The 24,200-nt window shown below is 66.2% G+C and carries 22 protein-coding genes; 6 read left to right on the forward strand and 16 right to left on the reverse strand.

Annotated features, from left to right (window positions below; all coding sequences use genetic code 11):
* The 4 genes from rsmA to VFJ08_RS14660 form a co-directional block, all read right to left on the reverse strand.
* A partial coding sequence (gene rsmA / locus VFJ08_RS14645) for a 16S rRNA (adenine(1518)-N(6)/adenine(1519)-N(6))-dimethyltransferase RsmA (RefSeq protein WP_324997967.1) occupies positions 1-648 on the reverse strand: 648 nt, incomplete at its 3' end.
* Positions 638-1,639 (reverse strand): 4-hydroxythreonine-4-phosphate dehydrogenase PdxA, encoded by a 1,002-nt coding sequence (gene pdxA / locus VFJ08_RS14650; protein WP_324997968.1) that lies wholly within the window; start codon positions 1,637-1,639, stop codon positions 638-640. The genes rsmA and pdxA, both read right to left, overlap by 11 nt.
* 15 nt (positions 1,640-1,654) lie before the next feature.
* The gene (locus VFJ08_RS14655; protein WP_324997969.1) at positions 1,655-3,070 is read right to left on the reverse strand and encodes a peptidylprolyl isomerase; all 1,416 of its coding nucleotides are present in this window, start codon (positions 3,068-3,070) and stop codon (positions 1,655-1,657) included.
* A complete protein-coding gene (locus VFJ08_RS14660) occupies positions 3,067-5,421 on the reverse strand; it encodes an LPS-assembly protein LptD (RefSeq protein ID WP_324997970.1) in 2,355 nt (784 codons plus the stop codon). Before VFJ08_RS14660 ends, VFJ08_RS14655 begins: the two co-directional genes overlap by 4 nt.
* A gap of 89 nt (positions 5,422-5,510) precedes the next feature.
* On the opposite strand from VFJ08_RS14660, the gene VFJ08_RS14665 reads away from it, so the two are divergent.
* The 4 genes from VFJ08_RS14665 (at position 5,511) to VFJ08_RS14680 (ending at position 8,841) form a co-directional block, all read left to right on the forward strand.
* Positions 5,511-6,554 (forward strand): aminoglycoside phosphotransferase family protein, encoded by a 1,044-nt coding sequence (locus VFJ08_RS14665; RefSeq protein ID WP_324997971.1) that lies wholly within the window; start codon positions 5,511-5,513, stop codon positions 6,552-6,554.
* Between the two features lie 10 nt (positions 6,555-6,564).
* Positions 6,565-7,230: an N-acetylmuramate alpha-1-phosphate uridylyltransferase MurU gene (gene murU / locus VFJ08_RS14670; RefSeq protein WP_324997972.1), complete on the forward strand. Its 666-nt coding sequence runs from the start codon at positions 6,565-6,567 to the stop codon at positions 7,228-7,230.
* Positions 7,231-7,339: 109 nt separating this feature from the next.
* Positions 7,340-7,888 (forward strand): hypothetical protein, encoded by a 549-nt coding sequence (locus tag VFJ08_RS14675; RefSeq protein ID WP_324997973.1) that lies wholly within the window; start codon positions 7,340-7,342, stop codon positions 7,886-7,888.
* Positions 7,885-8,841, forward strand: coding sequence for an OmpA family protein (locus VFJ08_RS14680; protein ID WP_324997974.1), 957 nt, complete (start codon positions 7,885-7,887; stop codon positions 8,839-8,841). Before VFJ08_RS14675 ends, VFJ08_RS14680 begins: the two co-directional genes overlap by 4 nt.
* A gap of 87 nt (positions 8,842-8,928) precedes the next feature.
* Here the strand turns inward: VFJ08_RS14680 and lexA are convergent, their stop codons facing one another.
* A complete protein-coding gene (gene lexA / locus VFJ08_RS14685) occupies positions 8,929-9,558 on the reverse strand; it encodes a transcriptional repressor LexA (RefSeq protein ID WP_324997975.1) in 630 nt (209 codons plus the stop codon).
* A gap of 150 nt (positions 9,559-9,708) precedes the next feature.
* Here lexA and VFJ08_RS14690 point away from each other — a divergent pair, with 150 nt between their 5' ends.
* A complete protein-coding gene (locus tag VFJ08_RS14690) occupies positions 9,709-10,251 on the forward strand; it encodes a hypothetical protein (RefSeq protein ID WP_324997976.1) in 543 nt (180 codons plus the stop codon).
* Between the two features lie 247 nt (positions 10,252-10,498).
* Here VFJ08_RS14690 and folE2 read toward each other — a convergent pair whose 3' ends face one another.
* Positions 10,499-11,359, reverse strand: a complete 861-nt coding sequence (gene folE2, locus VFJ08_RS14695) for a GTP cyclohydrolase FolE2 (RefSeq protein ID WP_324997977.1) — start codon at positions 11,357-11,359, stop codon at positions 10,499-10,501.
* A 150-nt stretch (positions 11,360-11,509) separates the two neighbouring features.
* The gene (locus VFJ08_RS14700; protein WP_324997978.1) at positions 11,510-11,851 is read right to left on the reverse strand and encodes a histidine triad nucleotide-binding protein; all 342 of its coding nucleotides are present in this window, start codon (positions 11,849-11,851) and stop codon (positions 11,510-11,512) included.
* Between the two features lie 256 nt (positions 11,852-12,107).
* Here VFJ08_RS14700 and VFJ08_RS14705 point away from each other — a divergent pair, with 256 nt between their 5' ends.
* Positions 12,108-14,120, forward strand: coding sequence for an SDR family oxidoreductase (locus VFJ08_RS14705; protein ID WP_324997979.1), 2,013 nt, complete (start codon positions 12,108-12,110; stop codon positions 14,118-14,120).
* A 47-nt stretch (positions 14,121-14,167) separates the two neighbouring features.
* Here VFJ08_RS14705 and VFJ08_RS14710 read toward each other — a convergent pair whose 3' ends face one another.
* From VFJ08_RS14710 to VFJ08_RS14750, 9 genes are all read right to left on the reverse strand, one after another.
* Positions 14,168-15,244 carry a 3-deoxy-7-phosphoheptulonate synthase gene (locus tag VFJ08_RS14710; RefSeq protein WP_324997980.1) on the reverse strand — a complete coding sequence of 359 codons (1,077 nt, stop codon included), beginning with the start codon at positions 15,242-15,244 and terminating at the stop codon, positions 14,168-14,170.
* 199 nt (positions 15,245-15,443) lie between these two features.
* Entirely contained in the window at positions 15,444-17,099 is a 1,656-nt protein-coding gene (locus tag VFJ08_RS14715) for a methyl-accepting chemotaxis protein (protein WP_324997981.1), read from the reverse strand.
* A 173-nt stretch (positions 17,100-17,272) separates the two neighbouring features.
* Positions 17,273-18,085 (reverse strand): SDR family oxidoreductase, encoded by an 813-nt coding sequence (locus VFJ08_RS14720; protein WP_324997982.1) that lies wholly within the window; start codon positions 18,083-18,085, stop codon positions 17,273-17,275.
* The gene (locus tag VFJ08_RS14725) at positions 18,082-18,516 is read right to left on the reverse strand and encodes a YkvA family protein (RefSeq protein WP_324997983.1); all 435 of its coding nucleotides are present in this window, start codon (positions 18,514-18,516) and stop codon (positions 18,082-18,084) included. Before VFJ08_RS14725 ends, VFJ08_RS14720 begins: the two co-directional genes overlap by 4 nt.
* Before the next feature lie 30 nt (positions 18,517-18,546).
* Entirely contained in the window at positions 18,547-20,148 is a 1,602-nt protein-coding gene (locus VFJ08_RS14730; protein ID WP_324997984.1) for an FMN-binding glutamate synthase family protein, read from the reverse strand.
* 71 nt (positions 20,149-20,219) lie between these two features.
* Positions 20,220-21,035: a bifunctional DNA-formamidopyrimidine glycosylase/DNA-(apurinic or apyrimidinic site) lyase gene (gene mutM, locus VFJ08_RS14735; RefSeq protein WP_324997985.1), complete on the reverse strand. Its 816-nt coding sequence runs from the start codon at positions 21,033-21,035 to the stop codon at positions 20,220-20,222.
* A gap of 453 nt (positions 21,036-21,488) precedes the next feature.
* Positions 21,489-22,355 (reverse strand): hypothetical protein, encoded by an 867-nt coding sequence (locus VFJ08_RS14740; RefSeq protein ID WP_324997986.1) that lies wholly within the window; start codon positions 22,353-22,355, stop codon positions 21,489-21,491.
* A complete protein-coding gene (locus VFJ08_RS14745) occupies positions 22,352-23,701 on the reverse strand; it encodes a GldG family protein (RefSeq protein ID WP_324997987.1) in 1,350 nt (449 codons plus the stop codon). Before VFJ08_RS14745 ends, VFJ08_RS14740 begins: the two co-directional genes overlap by 4 nt.
* 10 nt (positions 23,702-23,711) lie before the next feature.
* A partial coding sequence (locus tag VFJ08_RS14750) for an ABC transporter permease (protein WP_324997988.1) occupies positions 23,712-24,200 on the reverse strand: 489 nt, incomplete at its 5' end.

Below are 24,200 nucleotides of genomic sequence, written 5' to 3' on the forward strand. Positions count from 1 at the left end.
GCGCAGGGTTTTGCGCCGCTGGCCGAAGGCGGCGGCGACCACCCGGTCGAACATGGCGTCGTCGTCGATGATGAAATCGGGCGCGCGCGGCGTGAGCCGCACCACCGATGACATCACCTTCGGCGGCGGCTTGAACGCGCCGGGCCCGACATCGAACAGCAGGCTGGCCTCGGCGCGTGCGGCGATCGCCACCGAAAGCCGGCCGTAGGCGCCGCTGCCGGGTGCGGCGACCAGGCGGTCGACCACTTCCTTTTGCAGCATGAAATGCATGTCGATGATGGGGGCGGTGCTGCCCAGCAGCGCGAACAGCAGCGGTGACGAGATGTTGTAAGGCAGATTGCCGATCAACCGCAGCGGCCCGCCGCGCCGCGCGGCCAGTGCGCCGTAGTCGATCTTCAACGCGTCGCCGGCGATGAGGTCGAGCCCGGGCGCATCGGCGGCCCGCCGCTGCCAATGCGCGACCAGGTCGCGGTCGATTTCGATTGCCGACAGATGCTCGACCCGATCGAGCAGCGCTTCGGTGAGCGCGCCTTCGCCGGGGCCGATCTCGACCAGCCGATCATCCGGCCGCGCATCGAGCGCGGCCAGAATCCGATCGATCACGCCGCGCTCGTGCAGAAAATGTTGACCGAAACGCTTACGTGCCATGCCCGAGGGCGACCATGCGGGCGGCCATCCCGAGCGCGGCCTCGAGACTGCCGGCGTCCACGCGGTCGGTGCCGGCCAGCGCCAGCGCGCTGCCGTGGTCGACCGAGGTACGCACGATCGGCAGGCCGAGGCTGACGTTGACCGTGCGCGAGAACCCGAGATGCTTGATCACCGGCAGGCCTTGGTCGTGATACATAGCCAGCACGACATCGGCCGCGGCCAGCCGATCGCGCGTGAATAGCGTGTCGGCCGGCAGCGGGCCGACCGCATCGATGCCCCGGGCGCGGGCGGCCTCGATCGCCGGCGCGATGATGTCGATCTCCTCGCGGCCCAGATAGCCGTTCTCGCCGGCATGCGGGTTGAGCCCGGCGACCAGGATACGGGGCCGGGCGATGCCGAAGCGGGCGCCGAGCTGGCCGTGGATGGTGTCGAGCACGTGGGCGAGATCGTCGCCGTTGATTGCGTCGGGCACCGCCGACAGCGGGATATGCACGGTCGCCAGGGCCACCCGCAGACTGCCGTCGTCGGTCGCCAACATCATGACCGGCGCCGGACTGTCGCAGCGCTGGGCCAGGTAGCCGGTATGTCCGGTAAAGGCGAAGCCGGCCTGATTGATCACGGCCTTGTTCACCGGGCCCGTGACCAGGGCGTCGGCCGCACCTCCGCGACAGCGCTCGACGGCGCGATCCAGCGTTGCCAGTACATAGGCGCCGTTGTCGGGGTCGAGCCGCCCGGCTTCGGCCGGGCATGCCAGCGGCACCGGGTCGACGGCGAGTTCGCCAGGTCTCTGCGGCTCGCGTGCGCTGTCGTAGTCGAACCGGGTCACGCGTAGCGGCAGGCCGAGCTGTGCGGCCCGCGCGTGTAGCAGTTGCGGATCGCACACCGCCACGATCTGCGCGTCATGCGGGCGCTGGGCGATGCGTACGGCCAGATCGGGGCCGATGCCGGCCGGCTCGCCCGGGGTCAGCAGCAATCGAGGCAGGGCGGTCACGGCTTGGTTGCGCCGCTACAGCCCGAGTGCGCCGGACGTGGGTTGGTAGTCCGGCATACGGATATCGACGTAGGCTTCGTCGCGCAGCTTGCGCAGCCAACGATCGCCTTGCTCGCTGGCGCGCTTGCGGCCGAGCGTTTGGCGCACCTTGTCGCGCTTGGCTTGCTCGGTCTCGTCGCGCTGACGGCGATCGATCAGCTTGACGATCTCGTAGCCGTCGTCGGTCTGGAAGATACGGCTGATCTCGCCCTCGTCGAGGTTTTCGATATGTCGCCGTGTGTCCGGCGGCAGCCGGTTGAGCGCAATCCAGCCGACGTCGCCGCCCTGGCGGGAGGTGCCCTTGTCGTCCGAATACTTTTTCGCGAGCGTGGCGAAATCGCCGCCGGCGAGCAGCCGCTGGCGGATCTGTCGGGCCAGTTTTCGGGTCCGGGCGTCGTTCCGGATCTCGTTGGGTTTGACGATGATATGCCGGATATGGGCTTCGGTGACCATGACCCGCTTCTGGGCGTCGTCGGTCGAATCGCCGCCGCGCTCGTCTTCGAGCTTGAGCAGATACAGCCCGTCCGGACCGCGAAACACCGGGCTGATCTGGCCCGCGCTTATCCCGGCCAGGGCGCTGTCGAAACCGTCGGGCAGAGTAGCGCCCGAAACCCAGCCGCGATCGCCGCCGTCGGCGCTGTGCGGGCCCTGCGAGACCGAGCGCGCCGCGTCGGCGAAGCGGATCTCGCCCGAGATGATCCGGCGGCGCAGGCGCTCCAGCCGGTCGCGAATCACGCCGGTGGTGGTGGCGTCGGCATCGGCCGGCAGGTTCAGCTTGATCTGGCGCAGACGATACTCGTGATCGCGCGACAAACGCAGCGACTGGTTCTGCAGATAGCGATCCACGTCCTGGTCGGAAACCGCGACTTTCCCCATGACCTCTTTCTGGCGCACCTTGGAGATCTTGATTTCGTCGCGGATGCGATCGCGCAGATCGGACATGCGCATACCGCTGCGCGTCACCGCCCGGGTGAACTGCTGCAGGCTCATATTGTTGCGCTGGGCGATGCGCGCGACGCCCTGCTGGATCTCGGCGTTCGAGACCTTGATGCCGTCCTGATCGGCCTTCTGGATCTGCAACTGACGCATGATCAGCTGGTCGAGCACCTGCGAGCGCAGCACGTTGGGCGGCAATCGGCCGATCTGGGCGGCGTTGCGCTGCCGGATTTCGGCCACCGCGGAATTCAGTTGGCTCTTGAGGATCACGTCGTCGTTGACGACGGCGACGATCTTGTCGAGCGACTGGGGCTGCTGGCTCTGGCTCGACATGCCGCCGAGCGAGAAATTGTCCAGACCGACGCCGGCCCCCAGTTGCTGCGCGCCGGCGGCCGCGGCGACCGCGAAAACCGGAAGCAGGCCGATGACCAGACGAAGTGTTACGGGATATCTCATGGCGAACGGATCGTATCAAAGGTATCGGTCGAGCGGGCTTGCGGCGTGGCGCTGAACACGTTGTTCTCGACGAACGAGGAAATACTCTGGCCGAAGCGGCCCAGGCCGCGCAGCACGAACTGGAACATGATGGCGTTGTCCTGGCTGCCGTCGTCGTTGGCGACGTAACGACGCCAAGCCAGCCGTACCGCGTAGCAGCAGGACGGGTGGTACTCCAGTCCGGCCAGTGTTTCGATGTTTTGATCGCGCCGGAACGAATAGTTCCATCGCCCGATCACGTCGACCCGCGAGCCGATCGGCGCGCGCACGCCGATCGCGGCCTGCGACAGCGTTTCGAACCGGCCCGGAATGAGCGTGGTTTCGGTATCGTGGTTGCTTCCGGTGATGTTGCGCGCCGGGCGGTAGTCGCGGTAGTAGCGATAGCCGAGGTTGAGCTGATAGCTGTCGCGGTGGCCGATGGTCGCGGTCGCGATCGCCCGGTCCAGCCGCGCCTCATCCGGATCGTAGCTGGCGGTGACGCGGGTGGTGAACGCCTCGCTCGGCGAGAGCATACCGCCGGCGACATAATCCGAGCCGTGCCGGCCGTAACCGGTCGCGCCGCTGTTGGGCAGGCCCACGCGCAGATCGCGAAAGCTCGTGACCCGGCCGAGATCGACCCGGCCCACCGTACGCCCCGTATTGGGCGAGACGAAGCGCGAACTCACGCCCAGGGTTACCTGGTTGGCGTCGCCGATGCGGTCGATGCCGGTATAGCGGTTGTCCGCGAACAGTTGATCGTAGTTCAGCGTTGCGCTGCCGGAATCGAAGATCGGGATATCGGACTGATCCTGATAGCCGACCAACAGATACTGCATCCGTGGTTCCAAGGTCTGGATCCAGCCGTTGTCGAGCGTGCGCGAGAAACGCAGGCCGGCGTCGGCCCGGAAACTCGGGATCTCGCGGTCGATGCTGTCCTGATCGGGCTGAACATAGCGCGCGTTGTCGGCGTACTGCAGATCGCGCAGGTCGTAGTGCGTGACCCGGTAGGCGGCTTCGCTCTCGGCGTACCAGCCGCCGTGGTCCACGCCCCAAACCAGCCGCGGGCGCAGATCGGTGCGGTAGGCATCGACGCTGTCGTCGCGGCGGAAGTTGGTGAACTGGGCGTCGAGCCCGGCCTGGAACGGCGCGGTCGGCGTGAGCAGGTTGAGCGTGGCCTGCGGCATGCGCCGGTAGGGATCGTTGTCGAAGCGCCCGCCCAGGCCGTTGAAGTTGTCGTCCAGGGTCTGGAAATCCTGCGCCAGCAGCGAGAACTCCACGCCCGGCTGCGCGGCGGTCAATACGAAACTGCGGTCGAGCTGGGAGGTCGACGTATGCCCCAGATCGTTGGATAGATCGTCGAAGTAGTCGTCGTCCGAGACCCGTGTGTAGTTGGCTTGTATGCCGACATACGGCGATAGCTTGCCGATATGCTCGAAGTGCTCGAGGTCGCGCTCGCCGCCGTAGTCGAAGTCGTGGGGCAGCACTTGGGCGTCGAATTCGCCTTTGTGATGCCGGGTCAGGTAGCGGAACTGGCCGCCGAGCTGGAAGCCGCGCTTGGCCATGATATGCGGCACCAGCGTGGCGTCGTAGTTCGGCGCCAGATTGATGTAATAGGGCGTCGTCAGCTCGAAGCCGGAATCGCTGGAAGCGCCGATCGTCGGCGCCAGAAAGCCGGTGTGGCGCTGGTTGTCGATCGGGAAGTTGATGTAGGGCGTATAGAGCACCGGCAGGCCGTAGACCTTCAGCGTCGCATCGTGGGCCACGCCGCGCCCGCTTTCCCGATCCAACTCGATACGCTCCGCCGACAGTAGCCAGGCCTTGGTCGGGCCGGGGCAGGTGCTGTAGTTCGCCTCGCGCAGCCGGTATCGGTTGTCGCCCAGCGAACTCACTTGGGCGGCCTTGCCCCGGGCGCCGGAAGTCAACACCGAATAATGGGCGGCGTCGAACTCGCCGGTGTGCTGATCGATGTTGACGTTGCCTTTCTTCGCGGTCAGATACAGCCCCTGGCGCAGATATTTCACCCCGCCGTGCGCGGCGGCCTCGGACGTGTTGCGGTTGTAGCGAACGTAGGGGGCTTCCAGGGTCTGGCCGTTGCGTTCAAGATGCACGTTGCCGCGGGCGGTCGCGATATTGTCGACCAGGCTCGCCTGATCGGCGCTCAGGGTGGACGCGCCGCCATCTACGGGTAGACTCAGCGGCGGGGGGGCGACCGGGCAGCTCTGCGCTTCCGATCCGGCGGCCGCGAATGCGGCCGGGGTGTAGATCAGCGCGCCGGACAGCGCCCAACCGAGTACCCCGGCGCGTTTCGCGCTATGCAGTTTCCAATGAATCACGGCGGGATGTCATACCAATTAGCACCGGCTGATGCAGTCACTTGCGCAAGCGCGCGTCAGGCCGGCCGAAATCGTTGTATTCGCAAGCGATGCCCCTTTCGATCGCGATTATGCGCACCGCGGCGCGCGCCCGCAACGCGGGCCTGCGGCTTCGTGCCATGAGCGAAACCGTGGATCGCCGCTACGCGCAACTCGCGGCATGGTTCGCCGCGCGTCTGGGCGAGGGGCTGCGCTGGGAAACGGTATCGACCGATGCGAGCCGCCGGCGGTATTTTCGCGCCCGCCGGGGCGGGGCGAGCTGGATCGCGGTCGACGCGCCCCCGGAATACGAGAACGTGGAAGCGTTCGTCGCGGTCGCCCGCCTGCTGCGCGGCGCCGGCCTGCACGCCCCTAGGGTGCTCGATCACGACGCCCGGCGGGGCTTCATGTGCCTGAGCGATCTCGGCGATCGCAGCTATCTCGCCGCGCTCGACGACGACAACGCCGATGCCCTGTTCGGGGCCGCGATCGGCGCGCTGCTCGACTGGCAGAGCGCGAGCCGGCCGGGCGTGCTGCCGGCGTACGACCGGGCGACGTTCGCCCGCGAGATGGCGTTGTTCAAGCAGTGGTACGTCGCGATCGAGCTCGGGCATTCGTTGAGCGCGCGCGAGTCGGCCCGCATTGACGGCGCGTTCGACTTTATTCTCGACCGGCTGGCGGCCCAGCCGCCGGTCTATGTGCATCGCGATTATATGCCGCGCAACCTGATGATCTGCGACCCGTTGCCGGGCATCATCGACTTTCAGGACGCGCGCTACGGCCCGGCCGCCTACGATGTGGCCAGCTTGTTTCGGGATGCCTTCATCAGTTGGCCGGCGACGCGCATCGACGGCTGGGTCCGGCATTACTGGGACGGCGCGCTCGGGCGCGGCCTGCCGGTGGCCGGCGACTGGGCCACGTTCTGCGACGATATCGCGCTCACCGGTGCGCAGCGGCACCTCAAGATCCTCGGCCTGTTCGTGCGCATCGCGCGGCGCGACGGCAAGCCGCGCTACGCCGGCGATCTGGAACGGTTTCGCGGCTACCTGCGTCCCGTGGTGGCCGGCTTTGACGAGCTGGCGCCGCTGGCGCCGTTTATCGGATCGTCCGAATGACGAGTTTGCGATGAAAGCCATGATTCTTGCCGCCGGACGCGGCGAACGTCTGCGGCCGCTGACCGATCGCGTGCCCAAGCCGTTGATCGATGTCGGCGGCCAGCCCCTGATCGGCCATCATCTGCGCGCGCTTGCCGCGGCGGGCCTGCACGACGTGGTGATCAACGTCGCCTACCGCGGCGGGCAGATACAGCGCGCGCTGGGCGACGGACGCCGCTACGGGCTGCGCATCGTTTACAGCGTCGAGCAGCCGGGCGCGCTGGATACCGGCGGCGGCATCGCCAACGCGCTGCCGCTGCTCGGGCCGGCGCCGTTTCTGGTGATCAGTTCGGATATCTTCAGCGATATCGATTACGGCGCGCTGGCCGCCGCCCGGGCCGGCGCCGAAGCGCATCTGGTGCTGGTCGACAATCCCGGCCATCACCGCCGCGGGGATTTCGGCCTGAGCGGCGATCGCCTGATCGACGCCGCGCCGCGCCTGACCTATGCCGGTGTCGGCGTATTCGCCCGCCACTGGTTCGCGGCGCGCGGCGAGCCGCGGTTTCCGCTTTCCGCGGTACTGCGCTCGGCGATCGATGCCGACCGGGCGACCGGCGAACACCATCGCGGCCGTTGGATCGATGTCGGCCGTCCCAGCGCGCTCGCGGCCGCACGGCAGGGGTTGAGCGCGGCCTGAGGCGGGTCGCGCGCCGCGTTTATAGCATCTGTCGGCCGCGCTGATAGAATCGCGGCTTCGTATATCCGGGGCGCGAGGTTACGTGCCGAACCGAACAGGGAGATCCCGAATGTCGGCCAGTCATCATCGGCGGTTCCGCCACCTGATTGCGGGCGCTGTGATCGCCGCGTCGGTCGCGGGCGCCGGCTGCGCCAGCCAGCGCGCCGCGCAACCCCATATCCCGGACGAAAGCGTTCTCGACCCGGCCACCAGCGCGCTGGACAAAGCCGTGGCGGCGCACGCCAATCAGTTCGCGCCGCGTATCGTGGACGCCGCGCGGCGTCGAATCACCGTGGCCCGCGATATTTTGTTCAAGGCGTCCAAAAACGATCGCTCGCCGACGGATGCCGAGCGCCGGCGCGTCCAGACGCTGGTCGATCAGGCACGCCTGGACGCCAAGGCGGCGTTGATCAAAACCCAGGCCGGCGCGCTGCAGACCCAGATCGGCCGGCTTCAAGGCGGCAATGACAGCGGCCGAAGCGATGAGTCGTCCGGCGCGTCGAGCAGCACTTCCGCGACCGGTGGCGACAGCGGGCGGGGTCTCGGTATCTCGTCGTTCGGCCGGACCAACAATCAAAATAACAACCAGGGCAACAACACGCTGGGGGGCTCGCAGTGAATCGTTTGATCGTTATTTGCAGCCTCGGCGTCGCGCTGCCGTTGTTTTCCGGCTGCGCGGCGTTCGAGTCGAATCCGGTGCCGCCGTCGCCGAGCCTGACCGGCATCGAAGCCCAGAATGCCGCCTGGCGCGACGCGATCCATCGCGGCCCGCACGGCGGCCTGCCGACCTTTGGCCCGCTGGCCGACGCCGAAGATGCGGTCGAAGCGGCCGCGGCCCAGCCGCGGGTCAAACAGTTCGACAGTCAGTCGCTGACCGAGGCCAAACAGGCGCTAAATCAGGCTAAGAGCGACTGGCGGGCGATCGCGAACAAGGAAAAGCGTAGCGACGATGCGCTGGCCAATGTGGCCGATGAAGCGCATCGCGCCCAGCGTCTGGCCGAGATCGCGCAGTACACCGCCCAGCGCGAGATCGGGCTGAAAAAGCTCAACCGGTTGCAGTCGCGGCAACAGAGCATGATGGCCTCTTCGCCGTCCGGCGGGAATTTCAGCACCCGCGATTTGATCGGCAAGCGAGTGGTGCCGGAGGTGGTCGGCAGCCTGCATTTTCAGAGCGGCACGGCGCGCCTGACCGAAGCGTCGCATCCGGTCATCGAACGCCTGGCCCAACTCGTCGAGGCGCATCATGAGCTGGGGGTCGCGATCTTCGGCTTCACCGACAACAGCGAGCCGTCGGCCGAGCGTCTCGAGGCGTTCGTGAACGCCAATCCGAAGCTCAAGCAACAGGATTTGAGTCACGAACAGAAGGTCGAGGCTTATCATCAGGGCCTATCGAGCGCACGGGCGCGCGACGTGGCACAGTTACTGGTTCAGGCCGGTGTCGACCCACACCGTATCGGCGCGCGCGGCCTGGGTGCTACGCACCCGATCGCCTCCAACGCCAGCGCGGCCGGCCGCCGCAAGAACGAGCGGGCCGAGGCGATCATGGTGCCGTTGAAGTCGCAGGGCGGTTGATAGCGGCCGGCTCGACTGGACCCCGGTAGATCGCGAGCCGCGTCGCTGCTACGGCGCGGCCTTCCAAAGGGAGCCTAAGGGCAGCCCTTAGACCGACGAGCGCACGATCCCGACGGCCAGCCCTTCGAGCGCGAACGTGTCGCGCGCCGGGTCGACTTCGATATCCGCGTAGGCCGGGTTCTCGGCCTGGAGCCATACCCGGTCGCGATCGCGCTTAAAGCGCTTGACGGTTACTTCGTCGTCGATACGAAAAACGCCGATCTGGCCGTCGCGGATCTCGGCCCCGGTCTTCACGCCGAGCAGATCGCCGTCGAGGATGCCGGCCCCGGTCATGCTGTTGCCGCGCACCGTGAGCAGATAATCCGCCGGCGCCGAGAACAGGCCGGGGGCGATACTCACGCGGCGCTCGACGTTTTCCACCGCCAGTATCGGGGCGCCGGCCGCGACCCGGCCGATCACGGCCAGGGTCTCGCCGGCTTCGGCCGGCTCGTCGCCATCGTCGGCGGTGTCGACCAAGCGAATGCCGCGGCTGCGGCGCGAACCGAGTTCGATTACGCCCTTGCGCGCGAGTGTCTGCAGATGGGCCTGGGCCGCGTTGGCCGAAGCGAATCCGAGTGCATCGGCGATCTCGGCGCGCGTCGGCGGCGCACCGGTGCGCTTGAGCGTGTCGCGAATGAAATCGAAGACACGGCGCTGCTTGGGCGTCAATTGCATCATGCTGTAAATATATCCAGTAATAAGACGTACGTAAAGCACCCCCATTGACTGCGCGGGGACCGGCCCCTAGATTCAGCGATATTGCATTGGAATATGTGTTAAGCGACGCCATTCGGGCCCTATGGCCCACAGATCGCCGGAGGGCTGATCATGATCATTCAGGACATCGCATCGAATCTTTATCAGCGGGTCGAACGGGCGGAGCGGACTTATCGCGGCGTCCGTCAAATCTGGCGCGATACCCAACGGGACGCGGTGGCCATCGTTTCCCACAACAGCCGTTCGGTCGCCAATACGGAAATCGGCGCGGCCAAGAACATCTATACCTCGGCGCAGGCCGCATTCCGGCGCGCCAAGCGGGACGGCCCGCGCAAGGTGGCGCAGCGACCGACTCGTTATGTGCCCGCGGGGCGCAAACAGACGATCGCGGCTTATCGCGCCACGCTGAAGCTGCTCGGCCGGACACGAACCGAACTCACCGAGGTCGCGAGCGGCGGCTATCGGCAAATGACGGCGCAGTTGTCCGGCGCGACCGAAGCCGCCGACACGGCGGCGGCGAAGTCAGGGGCGCGGCGGAATGCGAGCGCGCGCAAGCGCCCGGCCAAACGGGCCGCCGCGAGCACCAGCGGCGAACATCAGCCCCAGCGTCGGCGCGCGACGCGCAGACGGGCTTCCACGCCGACCACAAACTGAATTTTCGCCATCGCAAAACTCGGACAGGCATCCTGCGGAATGCGCTTGCCGATGTAAACCGTATTTCGAATTCGGCGAAGGCGCTTAGCCTTGGGGCCGGTCCTTGTCCCGCTCGATCATCGCGTAAGCGGAATGGTTGTGGATTGATGAGAAATAGGTTTTCTCGGCAACTTGAGCAGGGTTCCCGCGGTTTTACCGCGGGATGCGCTTGCCGATGTAAACCGTATTTCGAATCCGGCGAAGGCGCTTAGCCTTGGGGCTGGTCCTTGTCCCGCTCGATCATCGCATAAGCCGAATGATTATGGATTGATTCGAAATTCTCCGACTCCACCCGATAACTCCGAAAACGCTCATCCTCGTTGAGCCGGGTCGCGATGTCGCGCACCACGTCCTCGACGAACTTGGGGTTTTCGTAGGCGCGTTCGGTCACCGCCTTTTCGTCGATGCGTTTGAGGATGCCGAACAGTTCACAGGATGCCTCGGACTCGGCGATGTCGATCAATTCCTCGGCCCAGAAGAATTCGTGCGCCTTGACGCGAATGGTCACCAAGGAGCGCTGGTTGTGCGCGCCGTAGTCGGAGATGTCCTTGGAGCAGGGGCACAGCGTGGTGACCGGCACCTTGACTTCGACGCGCATATCGGTGCGCGCATCTATACGGTCGCCGATGAACGCCACCTCGTAGTCCATGACCCCTTTTTCGCCGGTGATCGGCGCGTATTTGTCGATGAAATAGGGGAAGCTCATCTCGATGTGACCGTTGTCGGACTCGAGCCGCGTGGTCATCTCGTCCAGCATCGCCTTGAACGATCCCACCGTGATCTGGTGTTCGTGCGCGTTGAGGATCTCGACGAAGCGCGACATGTGCGTGCCCTTGAACTCATGCGGCAAATTCACGTACATGCCGAAGGTGGCCACGGTCGACTGGTGGCCGCCGCTGCGCTGGGCGATGGAGACCGGATGCCGGATATCGCAGATGCCGACCTTGTCGATGGCCAAGTTGCGCGGGTCGGCCCGGCCCTGAACGTCTTCGATCTCGCCGGCTGAGGCGCGGCCGTTGCCGCGCGCGCCGAGCGCATCGACCTTAGCGGATTTTGCGGTCGTGCTCATTGCCTGTTCGGTTCTGGGAAGGAATCACGTGCCGGGGCGGATATGCCGCTCGCCGTCCGGCGTCGCCGCCGGAAACAGCGCCGGCGGCAGGGTTATCCCTAGACAATAAAGCCAATCGCGAAAAAAACAAGTCTGTGCCGGTTTGCGCGATTAGCCCGGCGGCCACTGAAACGCGCGACCGCCGAGCACGTGCAAGTGGATATGGAAGACGGTCTGACCGGCCGCTTCACCGTTGTTCACGACCAGCCGAAAGGCCTCGCCATAGCCTTCGTCGCGCGCCACGCGGCGGGCGACGAGCATGAGATGGCCGAGCAGTTCGGCGTCGGTGTCGTCGGCGTGAACCAGCATGTCGATCGGTTTTTTCGGAATCACCAGTACATGCAGCGGCGCTTGCGGATTGACGTCGCGGAACGCCAGACACCGGTCGTCCTCGAATACGATATCGGCATCGATCTCGCGGTTGATGATTTGGCTGAAGATGGTCTCGCTCATGGTGTCACCAAGTCGGCGTGAAATATTTATGCATTAATACCCCGCGGCTTGCCGCGGGCACCTTAACAATGGGGTTTCCAAAGGGTAGAGGCGTTAGCTCTCCCCTTTGGTCGACCGCGCGGTTTCATACCGCGCGGTCGAACGACATTTGATTCTCTCAGATACGACTAGCCCGGGTATATTTGGCCTCGCCGGGTTCGCCTACCGTAGACTGGCAGAAGAAAGGGCGCCGGTTCCGCAGAGAGAGCAATAATCGATGAAATATCTGGTCACCGGTGCGACCGGCTTTATCGGACGTTTTCTGGTGGAGCGGCTGCTAGCGCGCCGCTCGGCTACCGTTTACGTGCTGATGCGCCGCGCCAGTGCGGCCAAGGTGGAGGCGCTCGCCGCCGCGCTTGATGCCGACGAGAGCCGGCTGATTCCGGTCTGGGGCGACATCACGCGCGACGGGGTGATCGATCCGGCCGCGCGCGACGAGCTGGCCGGGACGATCGATCATATCTTTCACCTGGCCGCGGTCTACGACATGAACATGACCGACGCCCAGGCCGACCGGGTCAACAACCAGGGCACGGCCAACATGGTGGCGCTCGCCGCCGCGCTGGCCAACCCGAGCCGGCGCAAACCGGTGTTTCATCATATGTCTTCGGTCGCCGTCGCCGGCGCGGACTACGAGGGCGTGTTCACCGACGCCATGTTCGATGTCGGCCAGCGCCTGCATCACCCTTATTACCGCACCAAGTTCCAGTCCGAGGCGATCGTGCGCGAGCGCGCCGTCGTGCCGTGGAAGGTTTACCGGCCCGGCATGGTGGTCGGGCACTCCAAGACCGGCCAGATCGACAAAATCGATGGGCCGTATTATTTCTTTCCCGCCATCAAGGCGCTGCGCGACCGGCTGCCGAAGTGGCTGCCGCTGCTGGGCATCGAGGGCGGACGTATGCCGGTGGTGCCGGTCGACTACGTGGTTGCGGCGATGGTCCATATCGCCCACAAACGTTCGGGCGAGGGCAAGGCTTATTTCCTGATCCAACCGGAGCCGCCCACCGCCGGCGCCATGCTCAAAACCTTCGTGCGCGCCGCGCACGGCCCGGACGTGATCCACAATCTGCCGAGCCAGCACTGGTCGGCGGCCACCGAGCGCCAGGTCAAGCAGCTGGCCGGCCGTATCCCGATGGCCGGTTGGCTGGAAAAGAGAATCTCGAAGACGCTTGGCATTCCGGCGTCGATTCTCGGTTACGTCAACAATCGCGCCGTGTTCGACGACGTCAACACCCGCGCCGCGCTGTCGGGCAGCGGTATCCGGTGTCCGCGGCTCACCGACTACGCGGAAACGCTGTGGCGCTATTGGGAAATGCATATGGACAGCGATGTCGACGTGCCGGCCACGCTGATCCGGCGCGTGACGGGGCGGGTAGTGGTGATCACCGGCGCCTCCAGCGGCATCGGCTTGATGACCGCCAAGAAGATGGCGCGCGCCGGGGCGGTTGTCTGCATGGTCGCGCGCAACGCGGACAAGCTCGAGGAGGCCCGTTCGATCGTCGAGCGCATGGGCGGACGGGCGTTCGCCTATGCCTACGACCTGTCCCGGCTGGAAGCGATCGATGAATGCACGGCCATGATCCTCGCTGATCATCGCCATGTCGATATCCTGATCAACAACGCCGGCCATTCGATCCGCCGGGCCGTGTTCGAATCGCTCGGGCGCTTTCACGATTACGAGCGCACGATGCAGCTCAACTACTTCGGCGCGATCCGGATGATCTTCAACCTGCTGCCGTCGATGGCCAAGCGGCGGGCCGGGCATATCATCAACATCTCGTCGATCGGCGTGTTGACCAACGCGCCGCGGTTCTCGGCCTATGTCGCCTCCAAGGCGGCGCTGGACGCCTTTTCGCGCTGTCTGTCGCCGGAGGTCGCCTCGCGCAACATCGATCTGACCACCATCTACATGCCGCTGGTGCGCACGCCCATGATCGCGCCGACCAAGCTCTACGATTACGTGCCCGCGCTGACGCCCGAGCAGGCCGCGAACATGATAGTCACCGCCGTCATCGACCGGCCCAAGAGCATCGCCTCGCCGCTCGGCACCACCGCCCAGGTCAGCTATGCCATGTGGCCGAAGTTGAACGACTTCGTGCTGCACAAGGCGTTTCACATGTTCCCGTCGTCCAAGGCCGCGCGTGGCTACGCCGGACGCTCCCGCCAGCCGGAAAAACTCGATATCCGGGCGCGGCTGCTGGCCGCGATCCTGCCGGGGCCGTACTGGTAGCGCCTCTCGTTTTGTGAAATCCGCTACTTACACAACCGCCGAGGGGTTCAATCCTCGTCGCTGTGGGCCAGTTCGCGACGTTCGGATACGGCGTGCGCCAGTTCGCCGAGCAGGGTGGCGGTATCGTCCCAGCCGAGACAGGCGTCGGTGATCGATACGCCGTATTCCGGGGTCACGCCGGGCACGAGCTTCTGATTGCCCTCGTTGAGGTGCGATTCGATCATCACGCCGAAGACCGCGCGGCTGCCGGCCGCGATCTGGCCGGCGACGTCGTCGCCGACCTCGAGCTGCTTCTTGTGTTGCTTGCGGCTGTTGGCGTGCGAGAAGTCGATCATCACGCGGGCCGGCAGACCGGCTTGACCGAGCTGGGCGACCGCGCTGGCCACGGAATCCGCATCGTAGTTCGGGCCGTTGTTGCCGCCGCGCAGGATGACATGGCTGTCGGCATTGCCGGCGGTGGCGAAAATGGCCGACTGGCCTTGTTTGGTCAGCGACAGGAAATGATGGGGATGCCCGGCCGCGCCCACCGCGTCCACCGCGATCTTGATCGAGCCGCCGGTGCCGTTCTTGAAGCCGACCGGGCAGGACAGGCCGGAGGCGAGTTCGCGATGGCCCTGGGACTCGGTGGTACGCGCACCGATCGCGCCCCAGGACACCAGATCGGCCAGATACTGGGGCGTGATCAGGTCGAGAAATTCTACCCCCGCCGGAATGCCGGCGTCGGCCAACTGCGACAGCAGGCTACGGGCCCGGCGCACGCCCTTGTTGATCTTGAACGAATCATCCAGATCCGGATCGTTGATCAGGCCCTTCCAGCCCACGGTGGTGCGCGGTTTTTCGAAATAGACCCGCATCACGATCAGCAGATCGCGTTCGTATTGCGCGCGCGCCGCCTTGAGCTTTTCGGCGTATTCCAGGGCCGCGTCGACGTTGTGAATAGAGCAGGGCCCGACCACGACCACCAGCCGGTCGTCCTCGCCGGCGAGAATTTTCTGGATCGCCGTGCGCGCCTCGTAGACTGTGCTCGAAGCGGTCTCGGAGACCGGCAGTTCGGCCAGCAGGGCCTCGGGCGAGATCAGTTCCTGGGTACCGTTAATACGTAGATTGTCGGTTTCGTGTTGCATGGGCCTGATCGCGGTGGAAACGGCACGGGATGAAGCCGACGAGTCTAGCAGACCGTTTTGTTCGAGCCGATGGGCGTTCGGCCTGGCGCGACGCGCCGACGGCGCTCGCGGCGGTAGCGAGCGCGTTGATCGGGCGCCGGCTGGGCGCGGGGTGAAAAATCATCGCCCCGGCCGCGTTGCAGCCGGGGCGGATGTTGCGCTACGCAGCAGTCAGCGCATCGTCGGCCACGTGGAAGCGTTCCACCGTGTGGCGCAGTTCGCTGGCCTGATCTTTGAGCGACTGGCTGGCCGCGGACGCCTCTTCCACGAGCGCGGCGTTTTGCTGGGTCACTTCGTCCATCTGCGTGACGGCCTGGTTGACCTGCTCGATGCCGCGCGACTGTTCGGTCGAGGCGGTCGAGATCTCCGACATGAGCGTGCGTGTCTGCTCGACGTGCTCGCTCAGCGTGCTCATCGAGTTGCTGGCTTGGTCCACGCGTTCGGCGCCGGTGTGTGCGCAGGTGACCGAGCGCTCGACCAGCCCGGAAATGTTCTTGGCCGCATCCGCCGAGCGGTGGGCGAGCTTACGGACCTCGCTGGCGACCACGGCGAAGCCGCGACCGTGCTCGCCGGCGCGGGCGGCCTCGACCGACGCATTCAATGCCAGCAGGTTGGTCTGGAAGGCGATATCGTCGATCAGCGTGGTGATTTGGGAGATCTCGTCCGCGCCGCGCCGGATCTCGCCCATGGTATCGACCACTTCGCCGATCAGGCGGCGGCTGTCGTCGAGCGCGCTGCTGCTCGTGGTCGCCAGCTCGCTCGCCTTGTTGGCGTGTTCGGCGTTGTTGGATACGGTCGAAGTCAGCTCTTCCATGCTGGCCGCGGTCTCTTCGAGCGAGGCCGCCTGCTGCTGGGTCCGGGTCGATAGATCAGTGTTGCCGTCGGCGATCTCGCCGGCCGCGCTGTCGATCGACTCGCTGCCGTGACGGATGTGCGCGATCATCGCGGCCAGATCCCGGCGCACGGCTTCCACGCTGGCCATCAGGCTATCGGCATGGCGCTTGGCGATTTCCGTGGCCTGGCTGAGATCGCCTGTGGCCATGCGATCGAGTTGGGCGCGCGCCTCGTAGGTCTCGCCGCCCAGCGCGCGATAGATATTGCGGGCCAGCAGGATCAGCGCGAGCGCGACCAACAGAGCGAAGCCGCCGAGAATCAGCCCGTACTTGATCAACTGGTGAATGAAAGTGGCGCGGATATCGTCGATATAAACGCCGGCGGCAATATTCCAGCCCCAGGGCTTGAAGCGCTCGACGTAGGTCATCTTGGGCAGCTGCGGCCCGTCTTTATCCCGTTGCGCGTCGTAGTAGACGAAACCGTGGCCGTTTTTGTCGGCCATATCGCCGATCTCGCGATAGATGTGGACGCCGTTGCTATCGGTATAGTCGTGCATCTGCGCGCCGGGCTGTGCCAGCGGATGCCAGATGATGCGGTCGTCGGTATCGGTGACGTACACATAATTTTGCTTGTCCGCCCCGAATCGCATTTCGGCCAGCGCATCCAGTGCTTGGCGTTTGGCCTTGGACTCGCTCATATAGCCTATGTCGGCGCGCTTGGCGAAGCCTGCGATCATGCTCTCGGCCAACTCGACCGTATTGCGCAGACTGTTCTGGCGCACTTGGTAGATCTGGCTGCGCATATCCCAGCCCACGCCGGCGACAATCGCGGCGGCCACGGCGACGACGACAACGATCGTGAGCGCGATCTTGCGTTTGAGCGGCCAACCGTGGGCGGCGGCGTGGCCCTCGTCGTGTTGCACGGTGCTGTCGGTATCTTCGGATGCCGGCTCGATCGCCAGATCCCATTGCGTTGCGGCCATGCATCTCTCCCCGTTGCTGTGCCGATGCCATGCGCGATGATGACGGGGCTTACATCGGCCGCGCGGCGCGTAACTTGAGCGCGTCTTGGAGGCCTGTTACCGAGACGCGCGGAGAGCCGCCGGTAGCGAATGCCGGATGTCGACGATGCTCGAAACCGCGTGGGACGACGCCTTCAGTCGTTGCGTCGATACCGGGCCTTGGCCCGGCGCCCCTTGGCGGCCAGTGCCGGTCGCAGTACGCGCGGTAGGGCGGGAAACAGGCTGCCGAGCGTGGTCATGATGCGGGTCGAGGCGGGCCGGGTGCGCTCGACGCGCCCATCGGCGATACAGTCGAGTACCAGAGCGGCGATCTGCTGCGGCGTGCTCATCGGCTGGGAGAACGTCAGGTCGGTGACCGCGTCGATATCGGCGAGAATGAAATCGGTGGCGATCGGCCCGGGCGAGACCACCGACACGCCGACGTTCGTGCCGCGGCATTCCTCGGCCAGCGCATAGGTCAGCGTGCGCAGCCCCGCCTTGGTGGCCGAATAGGTCGCGCTGCCGGGCACCGGCATCCGCCCGGCCACCGAGCCCACGTTGACGATCGCCGCGCGCGGCGCCGTTCGCAGATGGGGCAGGGCGGCGCTCGACAGCACGACCGGCGCGCGCAGATTCACATCCACCATGGTCGCCAGATGCGCTGCATCCTGGTCGGCGAAATTTCCGCGGTGATGCGCGCCCGCGTTGTTGACCAGGATATCCAGACCGCCGAGTTGTTCCACCGCGGCCGCGATCAGTTCGACGCAAGCTTGTGGCGTGGATACATCGGCCGGACGCGCGATGGCGCCGATCTCGCCGGCCAGCGCGGCGAGCCGGTCGGCACGACGGGCCGCGATCACGACCCGCGCGCCGGCGCCCGCCAATTGCCGCGCCACCGCCTCGCCGACCCCCGAGGAGGCCCCGGTGACCAGCGCGCGACGACCGCCGAGATCGTACCGGTCTCTCACTCGACCGTGCGCATCGGGCGACGGTGGGCGGGCCGGCCGAACCAGGCGTCGAGCTTGGCCGTGGTGCGCCGGCGCACGCCGGCATCGATATACCGGGAAATCGTGGCCACCGCGAGCGTCAGCGCGCTCAGATCGTCGGTGAGGCCGTAGCCGAACAGCCAGTCGGGGATGGCATCGAACGGCAGGATGAAATAAGCCAGCGCGCCGTAGGCCGTGGCCTTGGCCCAGCCCGGCGTTTCCGGGCGCTGGGCGGCGTAGTGCAGCCAGAGCGCTTTTTCCAGCAGCTCATAGCCGGCGCGCTTGAATACCCGGGACATCTTGGTCCAAAAGCGGGTTTCCGAATACTGGCCGGCGTATTCGCGCAGCGCGTCCGGCGTGTCCGGCGCGCGCCCTTGCGGATCGTCGCGGCGATGCGATCGGAACCAGGGCATCGATTCAACTCCTTCGCATACGAAGTGCGATCAGGCGGCATGGCTTCGGGGCAGAAAGCTTTCGGCCTGGGCGCGGGCCCAGGCGGTTTCGTAGCGGCCGCGTTTGTTCGACGCCACGAGCAGTTCGCCCGTCTTCAGAAAACGATACACCTGATCGGCGCTCTGAATCTCGGAATCGCGCGTGCGCCGGCACAGATGCTCGGGCGCGAGCTGGTCGGGATGATCCAGCCCCACGGTCGCCACCACTTCCTGCATGGCCGCGACCGTGGCGCGGTGGAAATGATAGACCCGATCGGCCTTGTAGGGCACGACCAGCGCGCGCTGGCGGCGCGGATCCTGGGTAGCCACGCCGGTCGGGCAACGATCGGTATGGCAGGACTGGGACTGCACGCAGCCGACCGCAAACATGAAACCGCGCGCCGTGTTGCACCAGTCCGCGCCCAGCGCCATGTTGGCGGCCATGCGAAAACCCGAGGTGATCTTGCCCGAGGCGCCGATCTTGATGCGCTCGCGCAGACCGGCGCCGACCAGCGTGTTGTGCGCCCAGACCAGTCCCTCGCGCAGCGGCGTGCCGACGCTATCCGACAGTTCCAGCGGCGCCGCGCCGGTACCGCCCTCGGCGCCGTCGATGACGATGAAGTCGGGCGTGATGCCGGTCTTGAGCATGGCCTTGGCCAGGCTCATGAACTGCCAGCCGTGGCCGATGCATAGCTTGAAGCCGACCGGCTTGCCGCCCGCACCCTCGCGCAGATCGGCGATGAACTCCATCATCTCGATGGGCGTCGAGAACGCCGTGTGATACGGCGGCGACTCACAGGTCTGGCCCACCTCCACACCGCGTGCCTCGGCGATCTCGGGCGTGACCTTGGCGCCCGGCAGCACGCCGCCGTGGCCGGGCTTGGCGCCCTGGGAGAGCTTGATCTCGATCATCTTGACCTGATCGTCGTTGGCTCGGTCGACGAACTGGGTGCGGTCGAAGCGGCCGTTGGGCGCGCGGGCACCGAAATAGCCGCTGCCCAGTTCCCATATCAGATCGCCGCCGTAGCGCCGATGATGGACGGAAATCGAGCCTTCCCCGGTGTCGTGGGCGAAGCCGCCTTGAGCCGCGCCCTTGTTGAGCGCGCGAATAGCGTTGGCGGATAGCGCGCCGAAACTCATCGCCGAAATGTTGAGCGTCGAGGCCGAATAGGGAGCGCTGCAGTCCGGGCCGCCGATATGCACGCGCGGCGGTGTTTCGGACGGTTTGCGCGCGGCCATCGAATGCGCCAGCCACTCGTGCCCTTCGGCATAGACGTTTTGTTCCGTGCCGAAGGGGCTGGCGTCGTTTTCCCCCTTGGATCGGGCATACACCTGGCTGCGTTGCTCGCGGGAAAACGGCGCGGCCTCGGTGTCGGATTCCAGTAGATACTGGCGGATTTCCGGTCGGATCTTTTCGAACAACCAGCGAAAGCGGGCGATCAGCGGATAGTTACGCAGCAGCGCATGCTTGGGCTGCAGCAGATCGAGCAGACCCACGCAAAGCGCCGTACCGGCCAAGAACATAAGCGCGCTGAACACCAGCGGCTGGACCAGAATCAATCCGCCGAACAGGAAAGTCAGAAAAAAAGTTGCGATCAGTGGTAGATAGCGCATGCACGAATCTTTTCTTTGAACCCGGGACCCTGTGTCAGCTTAGTCGCCGGCGGGGTGGCCTGTCATCTGGATCAGCGCTGGCACACCGGACAGAAGAACGTGCTGCGCTGGCCGATGATCTCGCGCCGGATCGGACCGCAGCCGCGCGGGCACGGCCGGCCTTCGCGACCATAGGCGGCGAGCGACAATTGGAAGTAGCCGGTGTCGCCGTTGACGCCGATATAGTCGCGCAGCGTGGTGCCGCCGACCGCTATCGCCTTGCCAAGCACGCGCCTGATCGCTGCCGCCAGGGCCTCGTAGCGCGCCGCGCTGATGCGCGACGCCGCGCGGCGCGGATGAATGCCGGCGCCGTGCAGCGCTTCACAGGCATAGATATTGCCCACGCCCACGACCACCGCCGCGTCCATGATGAACGCCTTGACCGCTATGCGCCGGCCGACCGAGCGGGCCTTGAGCCACGCGCCGTCGAAATCGTCCGACAACGGCTCGGGCCCGAGCCGGGCCAGCAGCGGGAAAGCGTGCGGATCGCCGGTGAGCCAGAACAGCGAGCCGAAGCGGCGCGCGTCGTTAAAGCGCAGCATGGTGTCGTTGTCGAGCACGATATCGATATGATCGTGGGTCGTGGCCGGTGTGTCGGCGGCGACCACGCGCAGCCGGCCCGACATGCCCAGATGCAGACAGACATGCCCGGTATCGGCGGTGAACAACAGATATTTGGCGCGGCGCCGGACCGCGTGGATCGTCTGACCCGGCAGATCGCGCGCCAGCGCCTCCGAAACCGGCCAGCGCAGCCGCGGCTGGCGCACGATCACGGTCCGCACGGATTGCCCCGCCACGTGCGGCTCCACGCCGGCGCGGGTGGTCTCGACTTCGGGCAGTTCGGGCATGCCGATATTCTGACATGCGCGGCGCGGGCGGACAGGCGATTGCCTGCTCGTGCATCCGCCGATGCGCGCAGAACAAATGCGGCTCAGCTTGGACTCGGGAGTCGTCGAGCGGAGGGAGAGCGGTTCTTTATAAGAGAGAGAACGGTTCTTTATAAGACTGTCCGCAGATCTACGCAGATACACGCAGATGGCGCCGGGCCCGATGGTTTCGACAAGCCGAGCGGGCGCCACAATCCCCGGATAAATCGGCGGTAAAACCGTTTTTGAGGTCTTGCCGATCAAGCGGCAAACCCATTCTCATCTGGAAACAACGGAACGGGCCGCACGCGCTTTCAATCGATCCGAGACAGGAAATAGCGAGCGCCACCGGAGTCCGATCGAGGGCTGCACCGGTCGACCGCCATCTGCGTGTATCTGCGTAGATCTGCGGAATGATCTTCGCGGAACGGAGCCTCATAGCCCCGGATGCTTGATCGCAAGCAGCGGAGCGATGCGGTTGCCGGCCAGGTGATAGTCCACGCCGAGTTTCGGGTCGCGCAGGATCAGGTTCGGGCCGCGCTCGATGATGTCGAGATGACGCGGCGGACCGTGCGCGAACACGAGCGTGACGCGGGCCAAGCGCCGGCGGCTGGCATCGGCGGGCACGACGGTCAGCGCCCGCGCACGCTGCCAGGCCGCCGCGGTCGCGGCGACCGCGGCGGCGCTGCGCCGATCGGCCGGCTGGGCGCGCCAGCCGCCGTGGCCGTCGCGTTCCAGTGTGAAATGCGGCAGCACCAGTTTCTTCAGGCGGCGATGCCGCGGCACCAGCGCCGGCGAGATCCAGTGCGTCCAGCGCCACTGCAAGCCGGACAAATCGGGCAGGACGGCAAGCAGCAGATCGTGCGGCGTGCGGACATAACGGCTGCCCGGACTCGGGCCGGGCCCGCCGATGTCGATCGGCGCATGCGCGTTGAACTGCACGACCAGCATCGGCGACTCGAGCCCGGTCGTGGCCTCGTCGATCGCCCCGGGCGCATAGCGCCGCCGGGCGCGTGTTTCGAGCAACGACAACACCGCCTGCAGATGCGGGCCGTCGACCGGCGCATCGACCGGCGCGGTGAGATGCCACGGCGCATCGGGGCCGGAGCGCTGAATGACGATCTGATCGCTGCCGTGGCGCACCCGAATCCGCATGATTTCGGCCGGTTTCAGGGCGCTGATGCGCGGCGGCGGCGCCGAAGCCGGCCCGGAGGGCGCGCGATACGACCACCACAAGGCGGCCACAAGCGCGGCCAACGCCAGTAACAGCAAGCCGATCAGCAGTGCGCGACGGCGCTTCATCGGCGCCGCCGCCGCCACCAGCGGCCCAGGCCGAAGAGGAACAACGCGCCGGGCAGCGCGATCACGAACGCCCACCAGAACGTGCGCAGCCGCGCCGGCGCCATCTGCAGATGCGCATCGGGCGCGCGCGGCACGTCGACCGCGATCTGGGCATCGCGCCCGGCCAGCCATTGGAACATGGCCAGCGCTAGCGTGCGGTTGCCGAGTTGGCCGATATGGCCGTTGTCCATGAAGTCGCTGTCGGCGACGACCACGGCGCGTTGCTGCTGTTTATTCTTGTTGCTCGTCACGTGCCGGGCGCCGGGTCGCGGCCGGCTTAACGCCATGCCGAAGACCAGCGGCCCGGCGCGGTCGCCGTGATCGGGCTGAAAGCTGATGCTGCCGCGATTCAACGGCCCGGTCTCGAGCCAGCTCCGGGTCGGCGAACGGAGGATCGCCTGCGCCCGCCACGGTGAATCGGCCAGCGGCGACAGAGCGCCCGCGAAGGCGAACACGGTGATCTGGTTCAAATGGGCGGTGATCGGCGTACTGGGGTAGCCGGCCGCCAATGCGATCGCCGGGCTGCCGGTGCCGAGCTTGCGGAAATCGGGATAGACCAGCGTGCCGTTCAGCCAATGGATGCCGAGATCCTGGGCTAGCGGCGTCAGGCCGTAGCGTGCCCCGGGGTCGTCGACCCAGAGCACGTTGCCGCCGCGTTCGACCCAGGCTCGAATCATATCGACCTCGCCGGGCAGCAGTTCGTGCTGTGGCGATGCGATCACCAGTACGGCGGCGTTGTCCGGCACCGCGCCGGCCTGGACCAAATTCACCTGCCGGACCTTGAGGCCCTGATTGCCCAGCGCGCGCGCGAGCGTGGAATAGCCGGCGCTGTTATTGGCGCTCGGGTCGCGCTCGCCGTGGCCGGTGACAAACACGATCCATTTCGTGCCGCCGGGCGACAGCCGCTGCAGGGCGTTGGTGACGGACGATTCGGTGTAGTCGGTCAGCGTCTGGCGCCGGCCCTGGTAGGTCACGACCACGGCCCCGTCGCGGTCGATGCCGAGCTTGCGCACGGTTGCCGGATGGCGCGCCGGGTCGACAAAATGCAGATGAACGCGGCTCGAAGCGCGTGTATAACGCGACAGTCGCTGGCGTACGTCGGCGCGCTGCGCGCCGGGATAGATATAGGCCGTGAACTCGATCGGCCCGTCGCCCAGCGCCGCGATCACGCGCCGGCTGGCGGCGGTCAGACTGTTGCGGTTGCCGGCGGTCCAGTCGGCGGTCGCCGGATAGCGCTGCGCCAGCCAGCCGGCGGCAACGGCCACCAGCGCGATCAGCAACATGGTCAGGTAGGTGGTCGCGCGCATAAAACTTGTCTTACCGCCGCTCGGCGTCGAGGCGCACGACGGTCAGGGCCAAAAAGGCCGCCACGAAAATCGCGAAATACAGCACGTCGGCCGACGAGACGAGCCCGCGCAGCAGCGCGTCGTTGTGGCCGATCGGCGAGATGCCGCCGGCAAAGCGGCCGATATCGAAGGTGTAGCCGAACAGGCTCGGCCGCCAATCGATGCTGGCCACGGCATAGATCAGCCACAGCAGCATGAGCGCTGCGAGACTGATGACGGCGGCCAGCGCCGGCTCGCGGGTCATCGCGGAGGCGAACAGGCCGATGGCGGCGAACGCGGCCATCACCAGCCAGAGCCCAATCAGGCCGGCCGCGATCACGCCCCAGTCGAGCGGCGTGAAAGCGCTCAACGTGGCCGGCAGGGCCCCGATCAGGGCCCAACTCAGCGTGAGATAGATCATCACGCCGGCAAATTTGCCGAGCACCAGTTCGGTGGCCGAGGCGGGCGCGGCCAGCAGCAG

Origin of the sequence: Salinisphaera sp. (assembly GCF_035690525.1) — a bacterium.
Taxonomy (GTDB): domain Bacteria; phylum Pseudomonadota; class Gammaproteobacteria; order Nevskiales; family Salinisphaeraceae; genus Salinisphaera.

Coding starts and splice junctions, on each gene's coding strand:
- VFJ08_RS14655 (WP_324997969.1), bottom strand. CDS start 3,070: ATGAGATATCCCGTAACACTTCGTCTGGTCATCGGCCTGCTTCCGGTT.
- VFJ08_RS14665 (WP_324997971.1), top strand. CDS start 5,511: ATGCCCCTTTCGATCGCGATTATGCGCACCGCGGCGCGCGCCCGCAAC.
- murU (WP_324997972.1), top strand. CDS start 6,565: ATGAAAGCCATGATTCTTGCCGCCGGACGCGGCGAACGTCTGCGGCCG.
- VFJ08_RS14675 (WP_324997973.1), top strand. CDS start 7,340: ATGTCGGCCAGTCATCATCGGCGGTTCCGCCACCTGATTGCGGGCGCT.
- lexA (WP_324997975.1), bottom strand. CDS start 9,558: ATGATGCAATTGACGCCCAAGCAGCGCCGTGTCTTCGATTTCATTCGC.
- VFJ08_RS14690 (WP_324997976.1), top strand. CDS start 9,709: ATGATCATTCAGGACATCGCATCGAATCTTTATCAGCGGGTCGAACGG.
- folE2 (WP_324997977.1), bottom strand. CDS start 11,359: ATGAGCACGACCGCAAAATCCGCTAAGGTCGATGCGCTCGGCGCGCGC.
- VFJ08_RS14700 (WP_324997978.1), bottom strand. CDS start 11,851: ATGAGCGAGACCATCTTCAGCCAAATCATCAACCGCGAGATCGATGCC.
- VFJ08_RS14705 (WP_324997979.1), top strand. CDS start 12,108: ATGAAATATCTGGTCACCGGTGCGACCGGCTTTATCGGACGTTTTCTG.
- VFJ08_RS14710 (WP_324997980.1), bottom strand. CDS start 15,244: ATGCAACACGAAACCGACAATCTACGTATTAACGGTACCCAGGAACTG.
- VFJ08_RS14715 (WP_324997981.1), bottom strand. CDS start 17,099: ATGGCCGCAACGCAATGGGATCTGGCGATCGAGCCGGCATCCGAAGAT.
- VFJ08_RS14725 (WP_324997983.1), bottom strand. CDS start 18,516: ATGCCCTGGTTCCGATCGCATCGCCGCGACGATCCGCAAGGGCGCGCG.
- VFJ08_RS14730 (WP_324997984.1), bottom strand. CDS start 20,148: ATGCGCTATCTACCACTGATCGCAACTTTTTTTCTGACTTTCCTGTTC.
- mutM (WP_324997985.1), bottom strand. CDS start 21,035: ATGCCCGAACTGCCCGAAGTCGAGACCACCCGCGCCGGCGTGGAGCCG.
- VFJ08_RS14740 (WP_324997986.1), bottom strand. CDS start 22,355: ATGAAGCGCCGTCGCGCACTGCTGATCGGCTTGCTGTTACTGGCGTTG.
- VFJ08_RS14745 (WP_324997987.1), bottom strand. CDS start 23,701: ATGCGCGCGACCACCTACCTGACCATGTTGCTGATCGCGCTGGTGGCC.